This is a genomic window from Belliella filtrata (assembly GCF_022549775.1).
In the GTDB taxonomy this organism is placed as follows: Bacteria; Bacteroidota; Bacteroidia; order Cytophagales; family Cyclobacteriaceae; genus Belliella; species Belliella filtrata.
In genome coordinates, this window is record NZ_JAKZGP010000066.1 from 1 (window position 1) to 24,640 (window position 24,640).

General features: G+C 35.4%; 24 protein-coding genes and 2 tRNA genes. 14 read left to right on the forward strand and 12 right to left on the reverse strand.

The window, feature by feature from the left end:
- Positions 1 to 143 precede the first annotated feature (143 nt).
- The 3 genes from MM239_RS17750 to MM239_RS17760 all read left to right on the forward strand — a co-directional run bounded on the left by MM239_RS17750 (position 144) and on the right by MM239_RS17760 (position 4,217).
- Positions 144 to 1,460 carry a DUF4876 domain-containing protein gene (locus tag MM239_RS17750; RefSeq protein ID WP_241349589.1) on the forward strand — a complete coding sequence of 439 codons (1,317 nt, stop codon included), beginning with the start codon at positions 144 to 146 and terminating at the stop codon, positions 1,458 to 1,460.
- A gap of 84 nt (positions 1,461 to 1,544) precedes the next feature.
- Positions 1,545 to 3,068 carry a DUF6850 family outer membrane beta-barrel protein gene (locus MM239_RS17755; RefSeq protein ID WP_241349590.1) on the forward strand — a complete coding sequence of 508 codons (1,524 nt, stop codon included), beginning with the start codon at positions 1,545 to 1,547 and terminating at the stop codon, positions 3,066 to 3,068.
- Between the two features lie 24 nt (positions 3,069 to 3,092).
- Positions 3,093 to 4,217, forward strand: a complete 1,125-nt coding sequence (locus MM239_RS17760; protein WP_241349591.1) for a cytochrome-c peroxidase — start codon at positions 3,093 to 3,095, stop codon at positions 4,215 to 4,217.
- 209 nt (positions 4,218 to 4,426) lie between these two features.
- On the opposite strand, the gene MM239_RS17765 is transcribed toward MM239_RS17760, so the two are convergent.
- The gene (locus MM239_RS17765) at positions 4,427 to 5,080 is read right to left on the reverse strand and encodes an ROK family protein (RefSeq protein WP_241349592.1); all 654 of its coding nucleotides are present in this window, start codon (positions 5,078 to 5,080) and stop codon (positions 4,427 to 4,429) included.
- 66 nt (positions 5,081 to 5,146) lie between these two features.
- Positions 5,147 to 6,226: a 3-oxoacyl-ACP synthase III family protein gene (locus MM239_RS17770; protein ID WP_241349593.1), complete on the reverse strand. Its 1,080-nt coding sequence runs from the start codon at positions 6,224 to 6,226 to the stop codon at positions 5,147 to 5,149.
- A 340-nt stretch (positions 6,227 to 6,566) separates the two neighbouring features.
- Between MM239_RS17770 and MM239_RS17775 the strand changes: the two genes are divergently transcribed.
- Positions 6,567 to 7,211 carry a DUF6134 family protein gene (locus tag MM239_RS17775; RefSeq protein ID WP_241349594.1) on the forward strand — a complete coding sequence of 215 codons (645 nt, stop codon included), beginning with the start codon at positions 6,567 to 6,569 and terminating at the stop codon, positions 7,209 to 7,211.
- On the opposite strand, the gene MM239_RS17780 is transcribed toward MM239_RS17775, so the two are convergent.
- The 3 genes from MM239_RS17780 to MM239_RS17790 all read right to left on the reverse strand — a co-directional run bounded on the left by MM239_RS17780 (position 7,208) and on the right by MM239_RS17790 (position 9,689).
- Positions 7,208 to 7,429, reverse strand: coding sequence for a DUF3820 family protein (locus tag MM239_RS17780; RefSeq protein ID WP_241349595.1), 222 nt, complete (start codon positions 7,427 to 7,429; stop codon positions 7,208 to 7,210). The two genes, MM239_RS17775 and MM239_RS17780, sit on opposite strands and share 4 nt — an antisense overlap.
- A 13-nt stretch (positions 7,430 to 7,442) precedes the next feature.
- Complete coding sequence (locus tag MM239_RS17785; protein ID WP_241349596.1) at positions 7,443 to 8,102, reverse strand: metal-dependent transcriptional regulator; 660 nt, start codon at positions 8,100 to 8,102, stop codon at positions 7,443 to 7,445.
- 465 nt (positions 8,103 to 8,567) lie between these two features.
- The gene (locus MM239_RS17790; RefSeq protein WP_241349597.1) at positions 8,568 to 9,689 is read right to left on the reverse strand and encodes a glycosyltransferase; all 1,122 of its coding nucleotides are present in this window, start codon (positions 9,687 to 9,689) and stop codon (positions 8,568 to 8,570) included.
- A 49-nt stretch (positions 9,690 to 9,738) separates the two neighbouring features.
- Here MM239_RS17790 and MM239_RS17795 point away from each other — a divergent pair, with 49 nt between their 5' ends.
- Both MM239_RS17795 and MM239_RS17800 read left to right on the forward strand, forming a co-directional pair.
- Positions 9,739 to 10,554: a 2,3,4,5-tetrahydropyridine-2,6-dicarboxylate N-succinyltransferase gene (locus MM239_RS17795; protein WP_241349598.1), complete on the forward strand. Its 816-nt coding sequence runs from the start codon at positions 9,739 to 9,741 to the stop codon at positions 10,552 to 10,554.
- Between the two features lie 33 nt (positions 10,555 to 10,587).
- On the forward strand, positions 10,588 to 11,187 hold the full coding sequence (locus tag MM239_RS17800) for a tetratricopeptide repeat protein (RefSeq protein WP_241349599.1): 600 nt from the start codon (positions 10,588 to 10,590) through the stop codon (positions 11,185 to 11,187).
- 178 nt (positions 11,188 to 11,365) lie between these two features.
- On the opposite strand, the gene MM239_RS17805 is transcribed toward MM239_RS17800, so the two are convergent.
- Positions 11,366 to 12,106 carry a molecular chaperone DnaJ gene (locus tag MM239_RS17805; RefSeq protein ID WP_241349600.1) on the reverse strand — a complete coding sequence of 247 codons (741 nt, stop codon included), beginning with the start codon at positions 12,104 to 12,106 and terminating at the stop codon, positions 11,366 to 11,368.
- A gap of 118 nt (positions 12,107 to 12,224) precedes the next feature.
- On the opposite strand from MM239_RS17805, the gene MM239_RS17810 reads away from it, so the two are divergent.
- Both MM239_RS17810 and MM239_RS17815 read left to right on the forward strand, forming a co-directional pair.
- Positions 12,225 to 13,442: a BaiN/RdsA family NAD(P)/FAD-dependent oxidoreductase gene (locus MM239_RS17810; protein WP_241349601.1), complete on the forward strand. Its 1,218-nt coding sequence runs from the start codon at positions 12,225 to 12,227 to the stop codon at positions 13,440 to 13,442.
- A 3-nt stretch (positions 13,443 to 13,445) separates the two neighbouring features.
- Entirely contained in the window at positions 13,446 to 13,790 is a 345-nt protein-coding gene (locus MM239_RS17815) for a hypothetical protein (protein ID WP_241349602.1), read from the forward strand.
- A gap of 1 nt (position 13,791) precedes the next feature.
- Here MM239_RS17815 and gap read toward each other — a convergent pair whose 3' ends face one another.
- Positions 13,792 to 14,787 carry a type I glyceraldehyde-3-phosphate dehydrogenase gene (gap, locus tag MM239_RS17820; RefSeq protein ID WP_241349603.1) on the reverse strand — a complete coding sequence of 332 codons (996 nt, stop codon included), beginning with the start codon at positions 14,785 to 14,787 and terminating at the stop codon, positions 13,792 to 13,794.
- Between the two features lie 268 nt (positions 14,788 to 15,055).
- Between gap and MM239_RS17825 the strand changes: the two genes are divergently transcribed.
- Together MM239_RS17825 and MM239_RS17830 are read left to right on the forward strand one after the other, a co-directional pair.
- Positions 15,056 to 15,127 (forward strand) — tRNA-Glu (locus tag MM239_RS17825).
- 33 nt (positions 15,128 to 15,160) lie between these two features.
- Positions 15,161 to 15,232 (forward strand) — tRNA-Glu (locus MM239_RS17830).
- A gap of 150 nt (positions 15,233 to 15,382) precedes the next feature.
- Here the strand turns inward: MM239_RS17830 and MM239_RS17835 are convergent.
- The gene (locus tag MM239_RS17835) at positions 15,383 to 17,587 is read right to left on the reverse strand and encodes a B12-binding domain-containing radical SAM protein (RefSeq protein ID WP_241349604.1); all 2,205 of its coding nucleotides are present in this window, start codon (positions 17,585 to 17,587) and stop codon (positions 15,383 to 15,385) included.
- Positions 17,588 to 17,897: 310 nt separating this feature from the next.
- Here MM239_RS17835 and MM239_RS17840 point away from each other — a divergent pair, with 310 nt between their 5' ends.
- Positions 17,898 to 18,659, forward strand: a complete 762-nt coding sequence (locus tag MM239_RS17840; RefSeq protein WP_241349605.1) for a 3-keto-disaccharide hydrolase — start codon at positions 17,898 to 17,900, stop codon at positions 18,657 to 18,659.
- Here the strand turns inward: MM239_RS17840 and MM239_RS17845 are convergent.
- Both MM239_RS17845 and MM239_RS17850 read right to left on the reverse strand, forming a co-directional pair.
- Entirely contained in the window at positions 18,656 to 19,258 is a 603-nt protein-coding gene (locus MM239_RS17845; protein ID WP_241349606.1) for a nucleotidyltransferase family protein, read from the reverse strand. The genes MM239_RS17840 and MM239_RS17845 overlap by 4 nt on opposite strands.
- Positions 19,251 to 20,354, reverse strand: a complete 1,104-nt coding sequence (locus MM239_RS17850) for an XdhC family protein (RefSeq protein ID WP_241349607.1) — start codon at positions 20,352 to 20,354, stop codon at positions 19,251 to 19,253. The genes MM239_RS17845 and MM239_RS17850 overlap by 8 nt, the downstream gene beginning before the upstream one ends.
- A gap of 172 nt (positions 20,355 to 20,526) precedes the next feature.
- Here MM239_RS17850 and MM239_RS17855 point away from each other — a divergent pair, with 172 nt between their 5' ends.
- The 3 genes from MM239_RS17855 to MM239_RS17865 all read left to right on the forward strand — a co-directional run bounded on the left by MM239_RS17855 (position 20,527) and on the right by MM239_RS17865 (position 22,665).
- Complete coding sequence (locus MM239_RS17855; protein ID WP_241349608.1) at positions 20,527 to 20,982, forward strand: cold-shock protein; 456 nt, start codon at positions 20,527 to 20,529, stop codon at positions 20,980 to 20,982.
- A gap of 11 nt (positions 20,983 to 20,993) precedes the next feature.
- Complete coding sequence (locus MM239_RS17860; RefSeq protein ID WP_241349609.1) at positions 20,994 to 21,467, forward strand: hypothetical protein; 474 nt, start codon at positions 20,994 to 20,996, stop codon at positions 21,465 to 21,467.
- 103 nt (positions 21,468 to 21,570) lie between these two features.
- Positions 21,571 to 22,665 carry a hypothetical protein gene (locus MM239_RS17865; RefSeq protein WP_241349610.1) on the forward strand — a complete coding sequence of 365 codons (1,095 nt, stop codon included), beginning with the start codon at positions 21,571 to 21,573 and terminating at the stop codon, positions 22,663 to 22,665.
- A gap of 6 nt (positions 22,666 to 22,671) precedes the next feature.
- Here the strand turns inward: MM239_RS17865 and MM239_RS17870 are convergent, their stop codons facing one another.
- On the reverse strand, positions 22,672 to 22,980 hold the full coding sequence (locus MM239_RS17870; RefSeq protein WP_241349611.1) for a hypothetical protein: 309 nt from the start codon (positions 22,978 to 22,980) through the stop codon (positions 22,672 to 22,674).
- Between the two features lie 148 nt (positions 22,981 to 23,128).
- Complete coding sequence (locus tag MM239_RS17875) at positions 23,129 to 24,280, reverse strand: DUF4221 family protein (RefSeq protein WP_241349612.1); 1,152 nt, start codon at positions 24,278 to 24,280, stop codon at positions 23,129 to 23,131.
- Between the last annotated feature and the right edge of the window lie 360 nt (positions 24,281 to 24,640).

Here is a 24,640-nt window from a genome sequence, read left to right on the forward strand (position 1 = left end):
TCAAATCCAACAATGGAGCTGAAAACTTCTGTGTTATAAGATCCGTCGTGGATACCCTGATCAAACGTTCGGGAAATATCTTAGAAAATCTAAATCATATAGCTAAATTAAAACCTGAGTAGTTACACTTAAACAAATAAATTATGAAGCAATTCTTATCTAAAATTTCCTTTTTAGGACTCATTCTAATTGCTATCGCATGTAGCGAGCGTGATGATACACCCCGAGTGGAGCCAACTGATGTGACTATACAAACGACTTATAGCAATGATTTTGATAATATACCAGCTTCATCGGTTGCTGTAAGTATTAGAAATACTACTTCACAGCAAGTATTCGAAGGAGTGACTGGTGCTGATGGAACTTTGGTGTTAGAGGCAGTTCCAAGTGGCTTATATGATATCACTGGAACGATTACGATGAGTTCAGAAGCATTCTTTAGTTTTGCTGGATATCTTCCCGAGGGAGATGAAGTTGTATTCAATGCCAATATGACCGCTGTTCAAATCAATACCAATGCGTCTTCATTTGTAATAGAGCTGATTTCTGGAAGATTAGGAAGCTTAGTCATCAAACAAGTTTATGTCGCTGGATCTGATCGGGTAGATGGTGCTCAGTTTAGAGATCAATTTATTGAGATTTTTAATAATTCTACGGAAGTGCAGTACATGGATGGTTTGTATATCATGGGTATCGCCGGCAGAACTTCCAATACACCTGCTGACTTTACACTTTCAAATGGTCAGTGGGATTGGTCAAAATCAGTGGGGATGTCAGCTACTGGAGACCCAAACAATGACTATGTATATGCAAAATGGCTTTTCCAATTCCCTGGTACAGGACAGCAATATCCAGTTCAGGCTGGTGAAAGTGTAGTTCTAGCCAGCACTGCCCTGAATCACAAAGCTCCTTTCACAGGGAACAATGGAACTACTATTTCTGTAAACAATCCTGATTTGACAGTAGATCTAAGTGGTGCAGATTTTGAAGTTTATTTGGGTAATGACGTTCCTCAGCCTTTGGCATCAGACCTGGATAATCCAAATGTTCCAAATATGCTAAACATACTGTGGATGGGTACCGATTTGATCCTTGATAATAATGGACGCGAAGCAATAGTCCTGATACAAAGTGATGTTGACATAAGAACATTCCCAAGATATCCTACTCCTAATACAACAACGATTGGAAATAATACTGTTCTAAGACATCAGGTACCTAAATCATTGGTGATAGATGGAGTAGAGGGTCAGCCTTCCCCGACCAATCAAGTTCCTAAAATGCTTCCTAATGATATTGACGCTGGTTTTTTCTATGTGCCTGGTGGTGCATGGTCATCAGAAGCTGGTATCAGACTGACTGCAAACTCATTTGGTGATAGAAAAGTATTGAAGGATTCTAACAACTCTGAGAATGATTTCGGAGCAAAAAAAGCTAATCCAAGAGGATTTCTTGATTAAAAAAAAATGAAAATTGAGGGAAGAACCTTCTTCCCTCAATTTCTATGATTCTTGTTTCCTTCTAGTTAGGTCCAGTCTTTAAATATGAAAAAAATTATTCTCCTCTGCACCACCATACTCTATATCAATATAGCTCTCAGTCAATCAGACTCTTTGAAAGAGAAGTTTCTGTTGAAGAGTATGCAGAATTATATTGAAAACATAGCACATCTTCCGCTCAGATCTTCTCTTGTTGGAGCTGAGTTTGGATATAGTGGTGTCTTTTGGAGCAAGATAGATGGTGATTTTCATACTGTTCAGATGCCAGAAACTAGTAGGACCTATGGTTTTTCATCCATGGGAAACAGAGCTGTCAAGAGTTGGATGATAGAAGGGAGGTTTGAGTATCAAAATCAGCGTCAAGATAGCATAGGGTGGAAGCAGACCAGAGATGTATTTTCTACTCCATACTACTTTAGTAACATCAAGAAAGGCAATTGGCGAAATGATGTTTTTGATTCCTATGTCAATGCGAGTAGATATTTCTTCGACGAAAAGTTAGCACTAGGTTTAGGGGTAGATTATTCACTTCAAACACATAGCCGAGGAAGTGATCCTAGACCATTGATTAATTACTTCTATATCAATCCAAAAATACAAATTGCTTATCAATTTATTCCTGGTCATCAAATTGCTGTTGGTGGAAATCTTAGACGTGCCATGGAAAGGGGAAATATTTCAAATTTCAACCTTAGCAATGATAGTTTTGGAAGAACTGAATATAACCTCTATACCATGATGGGAGGTGCCAGTTTTAATTTACTAAGAAGACCTACTTATGAACTTGGAGAAGAGGGATTTGGATACTCTTTGGCATACTACTTTCAAAAGTCTCAATGGATTCTTAGTAATGAATTTAATTATACACTAAACAGTAAAAGCTTTGTAAGATTAGGAATAGATGGTTCTCAAAGAATCTTCGAGGAGATAGGCATTTTTGACCAAGAGATTATAAGTAACAAGTTCTTTGCGCAGTTTTCAAATTCCTCTCGCATCATCCAGTTAAACGCTGAAACCTTCCAAAACTATGGGTCTGATTTCAATAATATATTTGCGGGGAATAATTATCAGCGGGATAATTTGGGGTATTATTTGAAGATACTACACGAATTTAAAAACATAAAATCCTTCTCCATTTTAGCTGATTTTGGTGTCAATAATTTAGCAGAAAGAGACTTCAATGCCTCTCATGCCTACCAAATTTCCAATATGAATTTTGGAGCAGGCTTTCAGTTGCCCATTTCTATAAATGAAAAAGTTCAATTGCTACCGAGTCTTAAAGGAAACTACCGAATGAATATATTGAAAGATGTCAATATTTTACAGAGTCAGATCAATATAGTTAGTAACAGTGTTTTCATTCCAAACATCGATTATTTTAGTATTGATTTTGTTGAAATTATTCCTGAAATAACTGCTAAAATAAAGTTCAAAAAAATTGAATTAAACCCTTCGGTATATGCGGATTTAGTTACCAGCCAGAATTCTCAGTCGCATTTATCTGGATACTTCCTTTCGAGAGGAAATCAAAGAAACTCATTAGGTATTAGTTTATACTTTATCCACTAATCAAAAAGCCCAAATATAATTAAAATGAATGACCGTCTTTTAGTTGTTTTTTCAAGTTTTGTATTACTAACCAGTATTGCTTGGATTCAAGTAAATCATCATTACACAGCTGAAGAATTGAGGGAAATTTATTCTCAATCCTCAGAAAATTGGCCAGCGCCAAATGTAGATGAGGATATAGAATTTAGAGAAATTGGTTTGATGCCAGAAAACCCTTTTAGAAACGTGGATTCTCTCAAACCAATTATAGAACTAGGGAAAGTTTTATTTTTTGATCCTAGGCTTTCCTCTTCAAACCAAATCAGTTGTGCTACATGTCATGATCCGGAGCTAGGGTGGTCCAATGGAAGGTCTCAATCAGTGGGGCACAATCATCAATTAGGCAAAAGAAATTCGCCTGGTCTGAATAACATTTGGCAGACAGAGCCACTTTTTTGGGATGGGAGAGCTGCAAATCTTGAAGAACAAGCACTCATGCCTGTAGAAGACCCTATTGAAATGCATCAAAAAGTTAATTTTCTTCCCACAAAACTATCCAAGATAGAAGGTTATAATAAATATTTTATTGAAGCTTTTGGTGATGATGAAATTTCAACTGAAAGACTTTCTACTGCTCTGGCTTACTTTCAGCGCTCATTGACTAGTAGAAATAGTGATTTTGACAATTTCATGAAAGGTAATAAGAACGCAATGACTGATGAAGCCATACAAGGAATGCATTTGTTCCGTACAAAGGCTCGCTGTATCAATTGTCATAGTGGTCCCTTTTTTACAGATAATAAATTTCACAATTTAGGTCTTCATTTCTATGGTGGTAAGTTTGAGGACTTAGGCAGATTTGATTTCACTGAGAATCCAGCGGATATAGGAAAATTTAAGACACCATCTTTGAGAGATGTGATGTTTACAGGGCCATGGATGCACAATGGTTTTTTCAATGACATCATGGGCATACTGCAAATGTATGACAATGGAATGGCTAGACCAAAGCCAAGACCAGGCTCAGAATATGATCCAAATTTTCCTGTTACTTCTCACACGCTGGTTAAATTGAACCTAAGCCAGGAAGAAAAGGAGCAAATCATTGCATTCCTTCATTCCATATCAGCCCCTAATTTCAGAATGAATAGACCAGAGATACCAAGATAATGATATCGATTTTTTTTTGTTTCGAAACTTATGTGGAAAATATATTCGGGGTCACAAATTTTGAAAATCAAATATCTATAGATTCTTTTTCTATAAAGGTGAGAAAGAATCAATAGATATTTAATAATTTTTTGAAAGTGGGTGGCCACATTTTATCAAGTTTATATGTCTGAAATGATGATCTTAAGTCACCTCAATACTATAAATGTTTATTGATTTTTTTCCCACATTCTCAAGCCACCTTCATAAGCCATGTGGTTATTTCCTAGCCTACACTTATCAGGAACTTTGCTTAAGTGCTTGGAATTACCACCACCCAAAACGATCTCATCTGGATTGAAGGCAGCATCAAATCGGCGTACAATATAATTTACATGCTTATTCCATTTGGACAAACCCAGCCTTTTGAAACCTTTTTTACCTACATAATCTTCAAAAACACCTTTTTTGTAAGAAAGGTGCGCCAACTCCATAGGCACAACATGGCCATGACTTACCAATGCAGAACCTAATCCTGTTCCTAGTCCCAAGAAAAGCATCACCCCATTTTCAAAAGACCCTAATGCTTGCATGGCTGCATCATTCATGATTTTGACGGGTTTATCGAAAGCTGACTCAAAGTCAAAATTACGCCAGCCTCCGCCAAGATTTGCAGGCTCTGAAGTAATTTTACCATTTTTGATAACCCCAGGATATCCAATTGAAATCACTTCATAATCCCAATCAGCCGTTTCTCTTACCACTTCCTTCACCATAAAATCCGGGGTCATAAAATTACCAGATGGAATTTTCCTTCTTTCCTCACCATTGTTCACCCTTACTTTTACATTCGATCCACCAATATCAATTACGAGTATTTTCACAGCTATTAAGGTTAATTGACAATTCTATCTTTTTAAATTTAAAAAATAAATTTAATAACCAATTACTTAAGGAACAAGATATACAAAAGCGTTGATATTCATACCAGCACCTACTGAAGTAAAAACAATATGGTCTCCTGATTCAATTTGATGACCTGTCAATTCACCCTTCATAATCATATCATATAAGATAGGAACCGTAGCCACAGAATTGTTGCCAAGCTTTGAGATAGTCATTGGCATGATAGCTGAAGAATCTTGAAGCTTTTCACCATACAATTTAAAAAGCCTCTGTAAGATAGCTTCATCCATTTTAGCATTAGCTTGGTGAATTAAAACTTTTTTGATTTTAGAAAGCGCTACTCCAGACTTGTCAATCGTTTCTTTAACTAAAGTGGGAACTGTATTGAGTGCATATTCGTAAAGCTTTCTACCATTCATTTTCATAAACAATGTGTTGTCCTCAAACTCTGGATGGTAAGAAATATCCATTTTTAAAAAATGAGCTTCATTCAAGGTGTCTGTACGGGTTTTATGGCATAAGATGCCCACAGGTTTTTCACTTACTATTGCTTCTAATATGACCGCGCCAGCACCATCAGAGTATATCATGCTGTCAATATCATGAGGGTCTGCTATTCGGGAAAGGTTTTCTGATCCTATTATCAATACCCTTTTTGCATCTCCAGACTTGATGAAGTAATTTGCTTGAATCACTCCTTGCACCCAACCGGGACAACCAAAAGGAAGATCATATGCAACGCAATCCGAATTGGCAATTTGAAGCTTATGCTTCACTCTTGATGCTAGGGTAGGCACCATATCAGACTTGATATTATTGTGCAAAATATCTCCGAAATTATGTGCCACGATGATATAGTCTAAAGTTTCAGGGTCAATTTTGGACGTTTCTAAAGCCTCCTTTGCGGCAAAATAGGCCATATCAGATGTGTTCAATTCTGGACTTAGATAGCGTCTTTCTTCAATATCAGTAATCTCTTGAAACTTACGGACTATATCCTCAACAGGCTTTTCAATTTTCAATCCCTTTTCATTGACAAATCTCCTGTTGTAAAAATTTTCGTTTTTTTGAATTAATTCTGGGATATACTTTCCAGAACCAACAATGATACTATATACTGGCATATTATATTTTTAATGAGTAAGTTTCTTCAATTTGTAAAGTGAACAATAGCTTGAAATTAAGTAAACTTTAAATCAAAATTAGAACCATACAAGAATTGAATGTAATACTTTATTTTTTACATTCTAATAAATTAAGCGAACACACAACAAAAAAATTCTTCAAGTGATTCAATCTCAATATCATTTATTAAACAATATATGGTTCTGTTTTTTTAATAATAACAGTTGTTCGATAGAAGTAGCTTTTAGAATCTTAGTAATAATCAATCGTTTAGATTATATTACTTGTTGAATCAATAATCCATAATTATAGATTTCAATAAACCTATTATAACCCATTATGATACTTAAACACCATTCAACAAAATCAGAATACAAGACTCATTGGAGTCTAAAACTTAGTCTGACAGTATTTATAGCTATCTTACAAGCAACATGTGGTTTTGGCCAAGAAGAGACTATAGATTTTGAAATCACTGTAGCCGGAATATCGATAGGGGAGATGAAGGCTTATAGAGAAGTGAGTAAAAAAAAGGAATTGTACGATCTAAAATGTGACGTGAGTTTTTGGTTTTTTGGAAGAGTTAATCTGAATTATTCTATTAAGTCAGAGTTTGTTGAGAAGCAACTTATGAAAGCTAATTCAAAAACAAAAAGTAATAAGGGTGATTTTTACTCATTGATCCAATGGGTGGATGATAAGTATATCGTAAAAGCTACCAGCTATCAATTTGAAAACGATACGACTTTTTATGAACCGTTTTTATTTAGTTCTTCCAAATTGTTTTTTGAAGAACCTATTGATGTTGAAAGTTCATTAGCAGAAAATTTTGGTCTCCCAGCCAAAATCACCAAGATGAAAGATCATTATGAAATCTCTGTAAATGGTAACAAAAATAAATTCTACTATGAAAATGGTAAAATTGTGAAGGCTGTGATGCAAAGTCCTATAAAAAACTATGTTATCAAGAGGAAAACTGATTAGGTGTGTTTCAATTTTTTAAGCTGAATCAAAATGTCTTCAAGGCCATTTAGCCTGATTTCGTAAAGTGTGTTGAGCCACATGCCAAGTTTACCTTCAGGAAATCCTTGCCCATGCATCCATACCAAATAGTGCTCTGGGATATCACAGAGTAGTCGACCCTTGTATTTCCCAAAAGGCATAGTCTTAGTGACTAAATCCATTAATATTTGTTTATCCATTTCTTATTCTTTTTTATACCATTATTAAGATATTTCCAGCCACATCTTTGGACATGAAAATTGTCTTTTTATTATCAATCAATATTTCAATTGATCCATCAAACTCTACTTTTTCAATCACTTTGATGCGTGCACCTATATATGCTCCCACTTTATCCAAATAGCGAAGAAATGCTGCACTACTATCCTTAACAGCTACAATTTGTCCAGTAGCATTGAGGTCTATTTCATTCAATGAAACCCTAGGTCTGACACGTACATCTCCATACTCATCTGGAATAGGATCCCCATGTGGATCGAATTTAGGAAAACCCAAATATTCATCTAGTCTACGAATCAAAACAGTAGACTGGATATGCTCTAGTTCGTCTGCAACATCTACAACCTCATCCCATGAAAAGCGTAGTTTTTCTACCAAGAAAACTTCCCATAGTCTTTGTTTTCTGATAGTAGATAGGGCATATTTTTTACCTTCTTCTGTAATATGAACACCATAATATTTTCTATAATCAATCACACCTTTATCGCCTAGCTTACGAAGCATGTCACTTACAGATGCTGGTTTGAGTTTCATAGAAGCAGAGATGTCGTTTGTTGATACCCCCTTTTTTCCTGCATCAGTTAGCTGATAGATTGTCTTGATATAGTTCTCTTCTGCAAAGCTTAGCTTCATGTCAGTGATATTTATTTTGTTACAAATATATGATATTTTGTTGTATCTAAAAATTTATTTAAACATGTCTAAATCGAGTGTGGATAAGTCTATTTTTGATGTTCATTAGGTTTTAGCTATGGCTAAATATTTATTTATGCTTAGCTTAAAATAAGTATAATATCTTAATATATAAGGATTTATAATGATTAACACATTTATTTAGTTGTTTGATTTTGACAATCTTCAGAGTTTCCAAAAGGTGAAAATTGGTTTTCAAAAAGAGGTGTCAGTGGATAACTTTTTGATAAAATATCTTTGTCTGAGTGCCTAGTGTGATTCAAAATTATAATCACCTTGGTATCAAAAGTTAAAACAAGAAGTTAGAATAGGTTGAGATAAAAACGGTGTGAATAGAAAATGCAGCGTTGAAAATATGCAAAGGTTGACCTCCGAAGTAATGTTGCCTGAAAAGATAAAAAATTCCTATTGTTCGATTAAACTTTCTAATTTGCGTGAATCATTCATAGTCCACAAAGGAAAATCATCCATGCCATTTTCATAAAAGTTAGTGGAATATATTAAATCCAGGATTTGGTTGATATCATCATTATTCGAAAAGTCTATACAGAATCCAGCCTGATAACTGTTGGCTACTTTCTTCCAATCATCATTTGGGCTTGCTAAGAAAACTTTGCCCAAGGCTAAACATTCAAACAATTTGCTTGGAAATTTCGGACTTATATTTGGCAGTTGCTGATAGGGTAAAAGAACAATATCCGTTTCATTATAGGCGTTCAATATTTCCGAAAAAGGAAGCGGGGTTGAGCTAAGTAAAAGTCGGATTTGTTTGATAGACCTTACTTCATTTTTGAGGATATTCAAAAATGATTCAATTGGGACATGTCCTTTTATTAGTAATTGATGGCTTGGATTGACTTCTAAAAGAGCCTTGAACCAATGTATTGCTTCCAAAGTACCATACAATGGTGTAAGTGTACCAGTAATTAAAAAGGTCAATGAGCTACCAAGCTCAAATTTGACAGGTACAAAATCTTGTTTTTCTTTAGGGAATTTATTTTCTAGTATAGTATAGTTATCTATTGTAGGAAACTCTTTGGCATAACATTTCTCTGCAAAGATGTACTCATCAATGAATCTATTTGAACATCCTTCAATTAGCTTGATGAAGTAGTTGCCAATGGTTTTAAAGACTTTACTATTTACAACACTATATTTTACATTCAATGCATAGTTTTCTTGGACATCATAGATTAGCTTGACATTCTTGATAATTTTAAAAAATACAGCAGCAGGCAAGAGCTCAAAAGTAGTCACTATCATCACTTGAGGCTTCAATTTCAAAAGCAATTTCAGGAACTTAAAGCCTAAAGACAGCCTCTTAAAATTGGATCTATCACTTTGGAAGATTGAATGAAATGTAACATTTTGCTCATCTTGTTCATTTTTATTCAAAAAACCTATGATGTTAATGTCGTATTTATTTGTTTCACGCAATGAAAGCGCAAAGCGATAATATGCCCTTGCATCTTTGAGTGGTTTTAGGGTAGAGGCGATGACAATCTTTGTTCTTTCAGATGCTGACATGACGTCAATTTTAACATAAAATTTAATAAAACGAAACTAATCAATAAATATGGACTTACAGACGATAATTGAAAAAGCTTGGGACAACCGAGAAATGCTTAAAGAAAAAGATGTAGAGATTGCAATCAAGTCAGTGATATCAGATTTGGATTCTGGGAAACTTCGCGTTGCAGAACCTTTGGAGGATGGATCTTGGAAAGTCAATGACTGGGTAAAGAAAGCTGTAATTCTATATTTTCCAATTCAGAAAATGCATACCATTGAAGTAGGACCGTTTGAGTTTCACGACAAGATGGCATTGAAGACCAACTATGCCAAGCAGGGTGTAAGGGTAGTGCCTCATGCAGTGGCTCGCTATGGTGCATATTTGGCTTCTGGAGTAGTTATGATGCCTTCATACGTAAATATTGGTGCCTATGTAGACAGTGGCACAATGGTTGATACTTGGGCTACAGTGGGTTCATGTGCGCAGATAGGTAAAGATGTACATTTGAGCGGTGGAGTTGGTATCGGAGGAGTATTAGAGCCTGTACAAGCAGCGCCAGTAATCGTAGAAGATGGTGCCTTCATAGGGTCTAGAGCCATCATCGTAGAAGGAGTGAGGATCGGAAAAGAAGCTGTGATAGGAGCTGGGGTGACTTTGACAGCAAGTTCTAAGATCATAGATGTAACTGGAGCTGAACCTGTAGAATATAAAGGATATGTACCACCAAGGTCTGTCGTTATACCAGGTTCTTTGACCAAGAAATTTGCAGCTGGAGAATTTCAAGTTCCTTGTGCATTGATCATTGGTCAGAGAAAAGCTTCTACGGATCTAAAGACTTCTCTTAATGATGCTTTGAGAGAAAACAATGTTGCTGTTTAATCTTTTAAATGGCAAAATATTAAAACAAGTAAAATGAGTATATCAATTAAAAAGTTAGGATTAGTATTATTAGTATTTGCAATGGTAAGCTGCGGAGAAACCAGCAATGATGGAGACGCTTATTACAATGCAGGAAAGTTTGAAGAAGCTATAAAAGCATACGATAATGTATTGTCTACAAAACCAAAAGATTCTAATGCTTTATACAAAAGAGGAAGATCTTATGAAGAGATAGGAGATTTTGACAATGCTGAAAAGGACTTTTTATTGGCATTAGAAAATGATAGCAAAAATACTCAAATCATGCTTAGCCTTTCGAGCTTGTATCATAAAAACAAGAATCACAATAGGGCTTTACTGTATGCCGAATACGCAGTAGAAGTACCAGGTGCACCAGCTATGGCCTATTTTATGAAAGCAAGGGCACTGCACCAACTGGGAAATACTGATGAAGCCCTAAAGGAATATGGAGCGGCAATAAAGATGGATGATAATTTTGGTCAAGCATACTATAATCGTGGTTTGCTCAAAATTGCAACTGATAAGAAAAGCTCAGGATGTGAAGATTTAAGAATCGCTGAAAAGTTGAATATTGAAGCAGCCTCTGAAGTTTTGGCAAAATATTGTAACTAACTTGATTCTGAAAGTATGAAAAAAGGGAAGAATTATCTTCCCTTTTTTACTTTAACAAAACTGATATAAAATATTTATTATCAGTTAAGTATAATTTAATAATTATCCCTTCTTAATGTACATTTTTTTTAAAAGGAATAAGGGTGATCGGTTTTATTCTTTGAATAGATAATACTCATTAATGACTTTTCAACTTTTGGAACACATAAGACATGTGTCTAGGCTCTTGGGGCTCATGATCACAAATTTGGTCTGACTGCAGGTGTCCCACTCCTCTACAAGTCCTGCAAGTACTATGTTCTAATTTTTCTCCCGAACAAGTAGGACATGTTAGTCTACCTTCACCTGTACACTTGTCACATTCATGGTACTCCACGATATTAAAGACATTTTTCTTTGTCACCAATCCCGATCCCATACATTTATTACATCCCACTATACCCTTTGCTTTGCAATAAGTGCAATCTTGCTCTAATTGCTTGCTACCATCACACGTAAAACAAGTTTTGAATCTATAACCTCTTCGATCACAAAGCTCACAAGATTTTATGGCATTTAGTGGACCTGTCAATTTGGTTTCAAGCACTTTAGCACTTTCAAAGTTTTCTCCCTTCAAGCCACTAATCTGAAAGTACTTGTTAAGAAAATTAGCACTGTTATCGTACTGTTTTAACTCAAAAAGCGTTTCAGCAAAAAAGTATGGCATTTCAGGAGGAATAGGCAAATTGGAATCAATTATTTGTCTAAAAAAAGCATTAGCTTTATCGAAGTTCCCTTTTTCCATTTCTGCCAAGGCATTGTTCATCATTCTTGAAGTACCTCCCAATGTTGGTTGTACCTGACCCCATAGTGGGTAATATCCTATAATACAGAATGTTATGATGAGAGTGAAAATTGTAAACTTTGGGTTTATTTTCATTTTAATGATTTTTACGCCTTACTTATATTATCTAATGCCAAAATAGCGACCTTTACAGCAGAAATCAACCTAAAATATCTTAAAATAATTAATAATTTTAGGATTAAATATATCCAAAATGAACGATGTAGCAGTGATAGGGGCAGGAGCATCAGGTTACTTTGCAGCAATTCATGCTGCTAAAGCAGGTGGTAATGTGACAATAATTGAAAAAACGAGTAAGTCACTTTCTAAAGTTAGCGTATCAGGTGGCGGCAGGTGTAACGTGACCCATGCCGCTTTTGAAAATAGACTTTTGATCAAAAACTATCCAAGAGGTGAAAAATTTTTAAAAAAATCTTTTGTTCAATTCTCCGTCAATGATACTATAAATTGGTTCGAGTCAAGAGGTGTACGCTTGAAAGTAGAGCAGGATGGGCGTATGTTTCCTGTATCAGACAGTTCGGAATCTATCATTCAGGCTTTAGAAAAAGAGGCTTCTCTGCAAAATGTTAGGATCAAGTATCATTTTGGAGTGGTTGATGTAGATAAAATTGATGAGAAATTTAGAATCACGAATACAAATGGTGATAATTTGTATTTTGATCATTTGATAGTATGTACAGGTGGAAGTTCAAAGTTTCAAGGTTTTGATTTTTTAAAAAAATTTAAACATAAAATAATACCACCAATACCATCCCTGTTTACTTTCAATACACCACATGAGCCTATCAAAGCACTTATGGGCATTAGCGTGTCAGATGCGTTTGTGAAACTTGAAGGTACCAAACTATCTTACCAAGGCCCATTGTTAATTACGCATTGGGGCATTTCAGGACCTGCCGTACTTAAGCTATCAGCATTTGGCGCTCAATGGCTTGCAGAAAAAAATTATAAGGCAAAAGCTCAAATAAGATGGGATAGTAGGTGGACTGAAGAAAGTTTACTTATTGATTTGATCAATTTCAAGAGCAAGCATCCAAAGAAAAAGATAAATTCAAACCCACTATTTGGTCTACCTAGTAGGTTGTGGGAACATTTTGTGGAGAGATCAGAGATTAAAGATGAAGATATTTGGATCAATATTTCAAAAAAGCAATTGAACAGATTGATACAGAATCTTTTTTGCTATATTGTGTCGATTGATGGAAAGACTACTTTTAAGGAGGAATTTGTGACTGCTGGTGGTGTTTCATTAGATCAAGTGAATCCTGATACCATGGAGAGTAAACTTGTAAGTGGATTGTATTTCGCTGGTGAAGTTTTAGACATAGATGGAATCACTGGTGGTTTCAATTTTCAAGCGGCCTGGACTACTGGTTATATAGCAGGTACACATGTATTGCATAAAGGTTAGGAAATGAATAATAACAACCCAATCAATCTGTCTAGGGTAGATGAGATGGCAGAAGGCGATGTTGAATTTAAGCGTGAGCTTCTTTCAGCATTACATACTTCACTTTTGGAACTTCGAGATAAGTACCTAGAGGGTTCTGAAAAAGAAGATAATGAAGCAATTCAACAGATTAGGCATAAAGTTAAGCCTACATTAGCCATGTTTGAAATGCAAAAACTAGAGCGTATTGTACTACAAGGAAAGGTGGTAATAGAAGAAAATGGATTTAAGGGTGAGTTTTTGAGTCATCTTGAATCTTTTTTGGATGCTTGGCAAGATGCTTATGATTACCTTAAAGCAGAATCTTAAGCTATTTTAACTTTCGTACCAAATCTACAAGCCTATTTGAATATCCAGCTTCATTGTCATACCATCCAACGATCTTGACTAGATTTCCCTTCGCTGAAGTTAATCCTGCATCTATGATACAGGAATGAGGATTTCCTATAATATCAATAGATACAATTGGAGCTGTCGTATATTCTAAAATTCCTTTAAGCTTACCCTTTGACGCTAGTTCAAAGACTGCATTGATTTCACTTGCAGTGGCTTCTTTTTCTAAAAGTACAATCAGGTCTGTAAGTGATCCATCAGGTACTGGTACACGCATTGCCGAAGCTTCGATCTTTCCTTTCAGCTCAGGAAGGACAATTTCCATTGCCAAAGCCGCATGTGTGGTAGTTGGGATTATGGAATAAGCCGCAGCTCTTGCTCTTCTCAAATCCCGGTGAGGGGCATCATGTAGGTTTTGATCGTTGGTGTATGAATGCACTGTAGAAACATAGCCTTTTATAATGCCAAAATGATCATTTAGAATCTTGACCATTGGGGCGAGGCAGTTTGTTGTACAAGAAGCATTGGAGATGATTTCTTCATCCCCTTTCAATATATGGTCATTTACACCTAGTACTACTGTTGGTACATTTTCTGACTTTGATGGTGCAGTGATGATTACTTTTTTAGCCCCAGCTTCTAGGTGTAAGCTTGCTCCTTCATAATCGGTAAATCGACCAGTAGACTCTAAAACTATATCAATATCCAGGTCTCTCCAAGGTAAAAGAGATGGATTTTTCTCTGCAAAAATTTTGATTATTTTATCATTCACAATCAAATCTCCATTAACAAGGCCAACTTTCTGATGATACTTGCCATGAACAGAGTCGAATTGAATCAAGTGTGAAAGGGTGGCAGGATCAGCTAGGTCATTTACTGCAACCAGTTCAATTTCTGGAGACTCTAGAAGAAGTTTTATCACTAATCTTCCAATTCTACCACAACCATTTACAGCAACTCTTTTTCTGTTCATTTGAATCTTTTATTTGGGTATGCAAATGTAATAAACCATCACAACAAAGTCTAAAGAGAATGAAAAGCAAAATTTTGGAATTGCGTGGAAAAAAGCCCTTGAATTGACTTGGATTAAAGAAAGAAACAAAACACTTAAAAATTTTCCTACTCGTATTCAAGGTTTTGGATATAGATACCAAATATTTTATCGTCAGGTTTTGGATTGTGAATTTAACCCTCTATATTTGCATCACCATTGAGAAAAGGGGTTAAACGATTCGAAAAATGGTCCGTTCGTCTAGGGGTTAGGACGTATCCCTTTCACGGATAAAACACGGGTTCGATTCCCGTACGGACTACAAATCTTTTAACCTTTTTTCTTTATTTATAATGGTCCGTTCGTCTAGGGGTTAGGACGTATCCCTTTCACGGATAAAACACGGGTTCGATTCCCGTACGGACTACAACAAATTGATGTTTTTCATCGTTCATCGTGCTTTATATCTGTTTAATAGCAGAAAGCATAATGGATTTGTTTTATGGTTGTTAGTGGTTAAAGTGAGTGAAAATCCAGTCTTTTAGGCTGGATTTTTCATTTTATATCACTTTTATTTTTATACGATAACCATTCCAGCATCCATAAGGTCAATCCATAGTTCAGAATGTACAAGTTGTTCCACTTGTCCTAAACCTTGATCTTCATAGGATTGTTTGAATTTTTCAAAACTTAGGCTTTCATGGTCTGCCTTTGGCATCATTTCATCAATGGTTTTTATCAACCATTCAGCAATTTGACTTGAAAGTTGTAGCTCAACTCTTCCACTAAGGTTTTCTACAATCATTAATTGCAAAGTTTGCTTTTTATCATGATTGCGCTCAGTGATTTTGGATAATTCGGGAACAGACCCAAGCCAAACAATCTTAGAATTCATTTTTGGCATCGAAAGCTCAGGGGATGCGATAGCTTGATAAATGTAATTTTTTGAAATAGTGGTTTTTGGAATCTTGAAATCAAACCATTTCTGTAATGGGAAATCTAAACATATACCATGCATGAAATTGAATAAAGCCTTTTTGAGACCATTTCCATAGCGTTCATGATTTGCCCCTGTAGGATCATCATGGATCAGGTCATTGTCTGCAAATAGACCTTGTTTTGGACCAATTTTTACAACGCCATACTTTTCAGGGTTCATGCCGATAGGTGCGTGTGAAGTCATCGCAAACTGATGCCAAAATCCTGATTGGATAACCTGATTTTGAAACAATTGTCTAACCATTTCCAGGCTATCTACCGTCTCTTGGTCAGATTGAGTAGGGAAACCATACATTAGGTAGGCATGAACCATGATGCCAGTTTCTGTAAAATTCCGAGCAACACGTGCTACTTGTGCAACATCTACACCCTTTTGCATTAGTTTGAGTAGTCTATCTGACGCTACTTCCAGTCCTCCTGATACAGCTATACAGCCAGATGCTTTGAGTAGCCTACATAAATCATAGGTAAATCTTTCTTCAAACCGAATATTGGTCCACCATGTGATAGACAACTCCCTCTTGAGTATTTCTATGGCCAGCTCTCTCATCAAAGCTGGTGGAGCAGCTTCATCAACAAAATGAAACCCTGTTTGGCCTGTTTGCTCAATGATTTGTTCTATTCTATCACAAATGAGTTTTGCCGAAATGGGCTCATAGTTTTTGATGTAATCTAGCGATACATCGCAGAATGTACATTTTTTCCAATAGCAACCATGGGCCATGGTTAGTTTATTCCATCTGCCGTCTGACCATAGCCTATGCATGGGGTTTACCACTTCAATTACAGAGAGGTATTTGGTCAAAAATAAATCTGAATAGTCAGGAGTTCCAGTTTTACTAAAAGGTATATCAGGCTGTGTGGCTCCATTGTAATAGACTACCTGACCTTCAGTCAAAGCATATGTTCGCTTGAGTTTTTCTATTGGTAATGAGTCTTGAATATGATTTAGAAGAAGTTCCAAAGGTCTCTCACCATCATCCAGGGTAATATAATCTACATATTGAAAAACCCGAGGTTCCTGAAGTGATCTTAATTCTGTATTAGGGTAGCCACCTCCCATGACTATTTTGATTCTAGGATAATTTTTCTTTATGTATTGGCCACATCTCAAGCCACCATACAGATTACCTGGAAAAGGTACAGTAATGCATACAACTTGAGGATTGACAGATTTCAAAACATGATCTAGTTCCTGAAAAATTAACTCATCTATAAATGAAGGTTCGCCTGTCAACTTTTCCTCAATGGGATCAAAGTGAACCGCAGACCTGCCAAGTCTTTCTGCATACCTACTAAATCCGAAATTTTGATCAACCAATTCTTGAATCATGTCTCCCAAGTCCTCTAGATAAAGTGTACAGAAATGTCTTGCTTTATCTTGGATACCCATAGAACCAAATGCCCAGTCAAGTTCCTCTAGCTGATCAAACCGATTGCCTTGGGGAAGAAAATCTCCATCACAAATATTGTAAGCTAAAGTAGGGTTTTTATGCTGCAGAAATGATATAACCTGATCTACAGTACGAATGTATTCTTTTTCTAATTTTAGAATGCGACGGCTTTGATGAGAAATGCCAGATAGATTTTTACTTTTAGCTATTTCAAATACTCTTTTTAAACAAGCTTTTGAAAAAATTCTCAAGATAACATTCAACCCCAAATCTGATTGAAAAGAACCTATTTCAATTGTATTCAAAAATCCCTTGATATAAGCTGTAGCAGGGTAGGGTGTATTTAATTGAGTAAATGGTGGTGTAATTAATAAAACCGAAGTATTCACGAAGCTTTTTTTGTGCAATTTCGGAATTTTTATTTAAAAATCGATTTGTTTACCATTTCAAACGCCTTACAGGTTGTCAAGTCCTATCAAAATGAAATTGGAAGCTTATTTTCTCATTTATATTTTCAAATTAAAAGCTGAAATTTCAAATAGCAATAGGATATGGGGTTGATTAAAATTAATAAACTTCAGCTATGAAGTGAAACAAAATTGTACATGTTAACCTTGTCTATTATAAATGGTACTAGTTAAACTAGAAAGTTTCCTTATTTTTAAAAAATCTTAACAAAAACCTAACCTAGTTTAAAAAATGAAATCAATTGTAAAGCATTCTGCCATTTTTATCTTGGCGATGAGTAGTACTTCACTATTTGCACAACAGAAAGAAGTAAAACTTCCACCAGAAGCTACTGAGTTTTATCAACCTGTTCCCAGAAAAGTTACTCCTGGCCAAGAGAATAATATGGCACCAGATGATGCCATTGTTCTATTTGATGGATCAAATTTGAATCAGTTCGAAAGTAATCGTTCGGAAGGTGGGGCAGCACAATGGACTTTGTCTGATGGTGTCATGACTGTAAAGCCACGCACAGGTGATATCAGAACCAAAGAAGCTTTTGGAGATATGCAGCTTCATATTGAATGGTCTTCCCCAACGGAAATCAAAGGTGAAGGTCAAGGAAGAGGTAATTCTGGTGTGATCATTATGGGGCACTATGAAGTTCAAGTATTGGATTCATATGAGAGCAAAACTTACACAAATGGTCAAGCAGCTAGTATTTATAAGCAGTTTCCACCACTTGTCAATGCCATGAAAGCTCCTGGTGAGTGGAATACTTACGATATTTTCTTCACGGCACCAAGGTTCAACAAAGACGGTATGGTAATCAGTCCAGCTAAAGTGACAGTTGTACACAACGGTGTATTGGTACAAAATGCTGTAGAACTAAAAGGGCCAACAGAATATATTGGCATACCAAACTACAGAGCACATGCTGAAGAGCTACCCTTTGTACTCCAGGATCATGGTGACCTAGTAAGTTATAGGAATATTTGGGTACGAAAACTTTAAGCATCTAAGGATTTGATGAATTCCTCATAATCATCTTGTGTGTCTATATCGATTGACCCTTGGTCAAAATTAAAAATTTCACAATCATGAAGGTGCTGAAGAATAATTTTCTTAGCACCTTCACTACTTTTTAGCTCCATTATGCTTTTGAAGTATCTTTCGCTAAAACTTACAGGAACTCCTATGGTATTATTATAACTACAGGCCCCTATATTTTTTGCTTTAATGTTCAATAGGTTGTTTAATAACTCACTATAAACAAATGGCTGGTCACAAAGCATGATAGTTACAAGGTTGATATGGTATTTATCGATCAAATGATTTAATCCAGCTTGAATGGAGCAAGTCATTCCTTCCGGCCAAGACTTATTTACTATCACATCCACTCCAGAAAAATTAACTTGTGATTGTATCTTTTCCTGATTTGCACCAAGCACTACTGCTATGTGAGAAGCATTACTCTTTTTGGCTACCTTCAAAGAGGTTTCTAGAAGCGTATCACCTTTGATTTTGAGAAGCTGTTTTGGTCTTCCTAGCCTGGAGGAGTTCCCAGCTGCTAGGATCAAAATTGCAGTTTTTTTGAAATTCTCATCATTCATGAATGGGTCCTGATTTTAATCTCAATGAATATGGTTCAGTTTTGTTTAAAACTGACTTGATTTCTGCTAAAATTGATAATGCAATTTCTTCAGCTCCTTCTGCACCAATGTTTAAGCCCACAGGACCAAAAATATTGCTATCGAGGTACTTTTGATTTTCTTCTGTCAAAAATGAAAACAATTTTTGAGTTTTCTTCTGAGGCCCTAAAATACCAATATAAGGTAAAGGATAGTGTAATAGTTGTTTCAAAACCCTTAATTCATAATCAAAATTGTGAGTCATAAGAAGTGCAACCGTATTTGAATCAATATTTAATTTTCCCACTATATCCTCAGCAGATCCTACTGTGATTTCATCAGCGGTGGGAAACCTTTCAGCAGTAGCATATTGCTTTCTACCGTCTACAAGAACTAATTTCCAACCTAATACATCTATCATTTTGGCAAGAGGGATGGTGTCATTTCCAGCACCAAATAACACAACCTGAACAGTAGGGGATATAACTTCTATGAAAACCTCCAGATTTTCATTTAAAGATACTATGGTAGATTTGCTAACACTATGAATTTTAAGTATTTGATATAAGCTATCCATTACAAAATCAGAGATATTTTCTTCATTCATGGAAAAATTATCAGATCTGGATAGCAGTACTGTTCCGATTTGAACGGATCTCGAATTGGTTATCGAAAAAACGGTAAGAAGTTTAGAAGAAATCCGTTTTTCTAAAGCTTTTTCAATTAAAAGTACAGGGTTATTTGGGTTTTTGTAATCCAACGGCTCCAAAAGCACATAAATAATTCCATTGCAACCAAGACCCACTCCAAATTTCTGATCATCTTCATCTGTAGTATCATATATAGCCAGCATGGATTGTCTTTGGAACATTACTGCTTGAGCTTTTCTCAAAGCATCACCTTCCAAGCAGCCACCACTAATAGCCCCTGTAATCTGACCTGATTCAGAGACGAGCATTCTTGCCCCTGGTCGACGATACGCAGACCCTTCGACCTTCACGACTGTAGCCAAAGCGCAATTGATACCAGTTGATTTATAAGAATAGTATGCGTTTACAATAGATTGAAGTTCTTTCATAAAAATTGATACAAATTTCAAATAATTTCAAGATTCTATAATAAGATACAATCATAATTCAACGAATCCTAGGGTAAACTTACTGTTCAAAAATGAATAAATGAATAATTTGAATAAATACTTATTGCCTTACTATAGGAATTCTTCAAAAAAACTTAGTATTTTGTAACATATGGCAAAATCTAGAGATACCTTTAATAAGAAAGAGAAGGAAAAGTTAAAACAAAAGAAAAAACAAGAGAAGCAAGATCGTAAAGATGCGAGAAAGTCCGAAGAAAAATCATCGGGTTTCGAGGATATGATCGCTTATGTTGATGAGTATGGCAATATTGTAGATACGCCACCAGATCCGACAAAAAAGCGTGAAGAAATCGATGTTGATAGTATTGAGATTGGAGTTCCAAAATACGCTGCATCTGAAGATGATGGTGCAAGTGTAAGAAAGGGAAAAGTGACATTTTTCAATGAGTCTAAGGGCTATGGCTTCATCAAAGATGAACAAACCCAAGAAAGTATCTTTGTACACATCAATGGATGCTTAGACAAAATCCAAGAAAATGATAAGGTTACTTTTGAAACCGAAAAAACACCTAAGGGACTTAGTGCTATAAGTGTGAAACTTGTTTAACAATTATTCAAATGAAAATTCCAAGTCTTGCTGAAATCAAGAAAGAATTATCATACCTCAATGATCAGGAACTAACAAACCTGATCATTGATTTAAGTAAGTTTAGTAGGGACAATAAGGCTTATTTGTTTTTCAAATTATTTGAAAGAGATAATCCTAAGATTTTTGTGGAAATGGTTCAAGATGAACTGGAACAAGATTTTAGGAAATCCAATTCAAGCAATTTTCATACAGCGAAGAAGGCAGCGCAAGCACTACGCAGGAAGCTTAATAAGCACCTTAAGCTAACTAAAGATATTTCTGCTCAAATAGAGCTTATCATTTTTTTCTGTAAAAATCTGAAAGCATATGGATACTTGTATCATGGACATCCTGTGATCCAAAATTTGTACGATGCTCAAATAGGAAAAATCCGCACACTCATTGGCAAGCTTCATGAAGATTTACAGTATGACTATGAAGAAGATCTTGCGGTTTTAGGATGATACGTATTTGGTTACGAGTTAAACTCTAAACCTCGTTAAGGTATTTTAACTTTTCTGGGTGCATTGATAGAAACCTTCACATTAAGATTGCTGTTTTCCTGATATGTTCAAATCATCATGCCTTGCTTTGCTTTTGTGCTTTCACTTTGTCTTCAATTTAACAGCGCAAGAAGTATTATTTCAACTTTCACCTCAAAATCAACTCATAAACTCATCCATATATGAAATAGTCGAGGTAAAAAATGCTCGATCAAAAGGGGAGAAGATTGGATTGGTATATCAAGACGGCAATAAGCCTGTCAATGCTCGTTTTGCTAATCCTATAGAGAATGAATTGTTAGCATATTTTTCAAATTCTACCAATTCAACTGGTGGTCAGACACAAAAAATAATAGTAATTGTAGAAGCTCATGATTTGAATGAACAAAAGCAGGCAAATCAAATTGTAGAAGGGGAATTGAAAATAAAATTTGGCTTCTATGTCAAAGGTAGTTTTGAACCTGTTCATCTCTTAGATTTTGAAGGAGGGATGAGCTACAAGCGATCTATAAATAGGGTAGATCTCATTCAGAATGTTATACAGCAAGCCTCTGATAATGCTTTGAAATACTTCGATCAGTGGATCAATACCCAAGCCATGACAAACAGGTCTTTGGCAAATAAAGTCAGGTTAGAGCTACATCAACCTATGCTTAGAAGTAGTTCTGATACAGTGTTTTATAATTCAAAAAGAAGATTAAGTTGGCAAGATTTTACAGCTAAACCACAGGCTGTAAATAGGTATAATGCATTGATTTTTACAAGTTTGTCTATGGAAGGCAAACCTTATGTTGAAGATGCAACTATAGTGCTACCTTTGATCATAAAGGTGTATATGTTACCAGATCAATCATGGGTTAAAAATAAAGATGATTATTCTTTGAACCATGAGCAGCGTCACTTTGACGTGACTAAGGTTGTAGGAGATAGGTTGCAACAAAAGTTGGAAGGGCTTGAATTAAATCCTGAAAACTATGAAGGACTTGTCAATAGTGCTTATTTGGATGCTTACCGAGAGATGAACCATTTACAGAAACTTTATGACAGCCAAACCAATCATGGACGAGATACTCAAATGCAAGAAAAATGGAATAAGTACCTTGATAATGCTTTACAGGGAGATTGGAGGAATATTGACAGCGTGTTGAAGGAAATTTGAATTTGATCATTGAAATTTTACTGCAACGCCTGAAATATGGATCATATTTCCCTTGGTTTCCATACGGACATTGATAAGACCATTGGCGCCATCATCTTGAGCTTTTTGAATAAGTGATTTCATAAGAGAATTTGGGCTCATAGGAACACCACCACGAACTTCGATAAAGCTCAATTCTTGAAAATCTTTATCCGGAATTTTTGCCATGTAGATTTCCATGGATTCATTGTCGTGATTTAGTTTAGAGATGCTACTTGTCGAAGTACAACTTGAGATCATGATCAAGGCAAGTATTAAGAGAAATGATCTATTCATGATATGGCAATTGATGGTTAGGATAATTATAATGACGAAAAAACTGAATCATAAGTTTTTAATGATTGTTTCATTAAGTTATATAATTTACATTATGTTAAATAGATTGGGTCTTGTCTTCTATCATAGAAACCAGTTTTACCAAAAGTCAAAATTGAATTCGAACAAAACTCAATTCATCATCGATATTTTGATAAATCCACACCGCTCCATCCTTAGTAAAATATTTTGGTAGTCCTATCTTGTTAAGTTCAGGTATTTCTTGATCTAACATATGATTGAAATTCTCATCAAAAGTCGATATATATAATGTGCTGCTGGCAATTTCAGGCAGTAAATGCCCTTCACGATCTTTTTCTCCATATATTACAGAAGCAGACAGCCTTATATATAGCTTATTTTTATTGTCAAATACAAATGGACCATATGCTATTTGACTCCTATAGCTTTTTAAAGCCTTTTTTCGATCCTCAATGGAGTTATTCAAATCTCCCTCAGTTGTAGGTTTAACTTTTGATTCAAAAAGTACAGATTTGTATGCTATTGAAATCAAGGAATCTTTTAGTGGATACAGTACATGAAAATCATTAGCGTACTCATGAGAAACAATAACATGATCATTTATACTTTTAATATAAAGTAATGGATCCCAGTTGTTATAACTGCTTAAATCACCTAATGTGTAGGTTCTATAGTTATCATTGGGATCAATGTTGTGGATAACAATAGAGTTTTTAGAACTATTAAGGTGCCTAAGTGAAACTGAATTGGTTTTGTCATTAATTACAATAGCAAAAACCTCCTTCGGATAGTTAGGGTTCACTGTTTGATAATCTATTCTTTCTTCATCTAACAGTCCCCCATTTTCTTTTTCGATAGCAAACCAATCAAAGCTTTGCAATAACTTCCCACTTAAGCTATAAATTCCAGAACGCTCTCCCCCTAAAAAAAGCTGCTGATCAGAGGTAACTTTGAGGTCAGTAGTCCAAAAGCCTGTGCCATTAGGCCCTTCTTGCTCGAAAGGGATGATTTTTTCAAGCTCCAAGCTATTTAGATTGATTTGTTCGACTTGGTTGGCTGCATTATTAAGATTATAATACATCCCATCAGAATCAGAATAATCAGATGTATACAATCTCATTTTCAAATAAATAATTTCATCTTTTGAATCTATGTACACCGTATCAATGGAATACCTTAAGGCAGAAAAGTTCTCTTTCACAACTTCACTCCTACAAGATGTTAACAAAGACAACCCAATTCCAAAAAAGTATCCCAAAAGCAATCTTCTATTTATCATTAGTAAAATATTTTGGCAGTATATATATTTTCTAAAATTAATCAAATAGTCAGGAAGACACTTTATGGTTAACTAGATTTAACTATGCTACCCGTAAAGCATCTTTAAAACATGGCGGTTATGTTGATCAAGTCTTGATGTAATATCAATGCTATAATCGATATAGTATCGATCTATGGCGTTCGAATAAAGAATATAAAGACATTATATATGTATATTTTTAAAAAGTTAGTAATCGGGTAGGAGAAACGGGATTAATTCCCGTTTCGACCTCCCACACCACCGTACGTACCGTTCGGTATACGGCGGTTCCTTGCTTTACGCCCTCTAAGAGAACGGGTTGACGTTGTTTTCAGTTAT

Bases quoted from the DNA above. Each gene is read 5' to 3' on its own strand.
- MM239_RS17750 (WP_241349589.1), top strand. From the start codon at position 144: ATGAAGCAATTCTTATCTAAAATTTCCTTTTTAGGACTCATTCTAATT.
- MM239_RS17755 (WP_241349590.1), top strand. From the start codon at position 1,545: ATGAAAAAAATTATTCTCCTCTGCACCACCATACTCTATATCAATATA.
- MM239_RS17760 (WP_241349591.1), top strand. From the start codon at position 3,093: ATGAATGACCGTCTTTTAGTTGTTTTTTCAAGTTTTGTATTACTAACC.
- MM239_RS17770 (WP_241349593.1), bottom strand. From the start codon at position 6,226: ATGCCAGTATATAGTATCATTGTTGGTTCTGGAAAGTATATCCCAGAA.
- MM239_RS17775 (WP_241349594.1), top strand. From the start codon at position 6,567: ATGATACTTAAACACCATTCAACAAAATCAGAATACAAGACTCATTGG.
- MM239_RS17780 (WP_241349595.1), bottom strand. From the start codon at position 7,429: ATGGATAAACAAATATTAATGGATTTAGTCACTAAGACTATGCCTTTT.
- MM239_RS17785 (WP_241349596.1), bottom strand. From the start codon at position 8,102: ATGAAGCTAAGCTTTGCAGAAGAGAACTATATCAAGACAATCTATCAG.
- MM239_RS17790 (WP_241349597.1), bottom strand. From the start codon at position 9,689: ATGTCAGCATCTGAAAGAACAAAGATTGTCATCGCCTCTACCCTAAAA.
- MM239_RS17795 (WP_241349598.1), top strand. From the start codon at position 9,739: ATGGACTTACAGACGATAATTGAAAAAGCTTGGGACAACCGAGAAATG.
- MM239_RS17800 (WP_241349599.1), top strand. From the start codon at position 10,588: ATGAGTATATCAATTAAAAAGTTAGGATTAGTATTATTAGTATTTGCA.
- MM239_RS17805 (WP_241349600.1), bottom strand. From the start codon at position 12,106: ATGAAAATAAACCCAAAGTTTACAATTTTCACTCTCATCATAACATTC.
- MM239_RS17810 (WP_241349601.1), top strand. From the start codon at position 12,225: ATGAACGATGTAGCAGTGATAGGGGCAGGAGCATCAGGTTACTTTGCA.
- MM239_RS17815 (WP_241349602.1), top strand. From the start codon at position 13,446: ATGAATAATAACAACCCAATCAATCTGTCTAGGGTAGATGAGATGGCA.
- gap (WP_241349603.1), bottom strand. From the start codon at position 14,787: ATGAACAGAAAAAGAGTTGCTGTAAATGGTTGTGGTAGAATTGGAAGA.
- MM239_RS17840 (WP_241349605.1), top strand. From the start codon at position 17,898: ATGAAATCAATTGTAAAGCATTCTGCCATTTTTATCTTGGCGATGAGT.
- MM239_RS17845 (WP_241349606.1), bottom strand. From the start codon at position 19,258: ATGAATGATGAGAATTTCAAAAAAACTGCAATTTTGATCCTAGCAGCT.
- MM239_RS17850 (WP_241349607.1), bottom strand. From the start codon at position 20,354: ATGAAAGAACTTCAATCTATTGTAAACGCATACTATTCTTATAAATCA.
- MM239_RS17855 (WP_241349608.1), top strand. From the start codon at position 20,527: ATGGCAAAATCTAGAGATACCTTTAATAAGAAAGAGAAGGAAAAGTTA.
- MM239_RS17860 (WP_241349609.1), top strand. From the start codon at position 20,994: ATGAAAATTCCAAGTCTTGCTGAAATCAAGAAAGAATTATCATACCTC.
- MM239_RS17865 (WP_241349610.1), top strand. From the start codon at position 21,571: ATGTTCAAATCATCATGCCTTGCTTTGCTTTTGTGCTTTCACTTTGTC.
- MM239_RS17870 (WP_241349611.1), bottom strand. From the start codon at position 22,980: ATGAATAGATCATTTCTCTTAATACTTGCCTTGATCATGATCTCAAGT.
- MM239_RS17875 (WP_241349612.1), bottom strand. From the start codon at position 24,280: ATGATAAATAGAAGATTGCTTTTGGGATACTTTTTTGGAATTGGGTTG.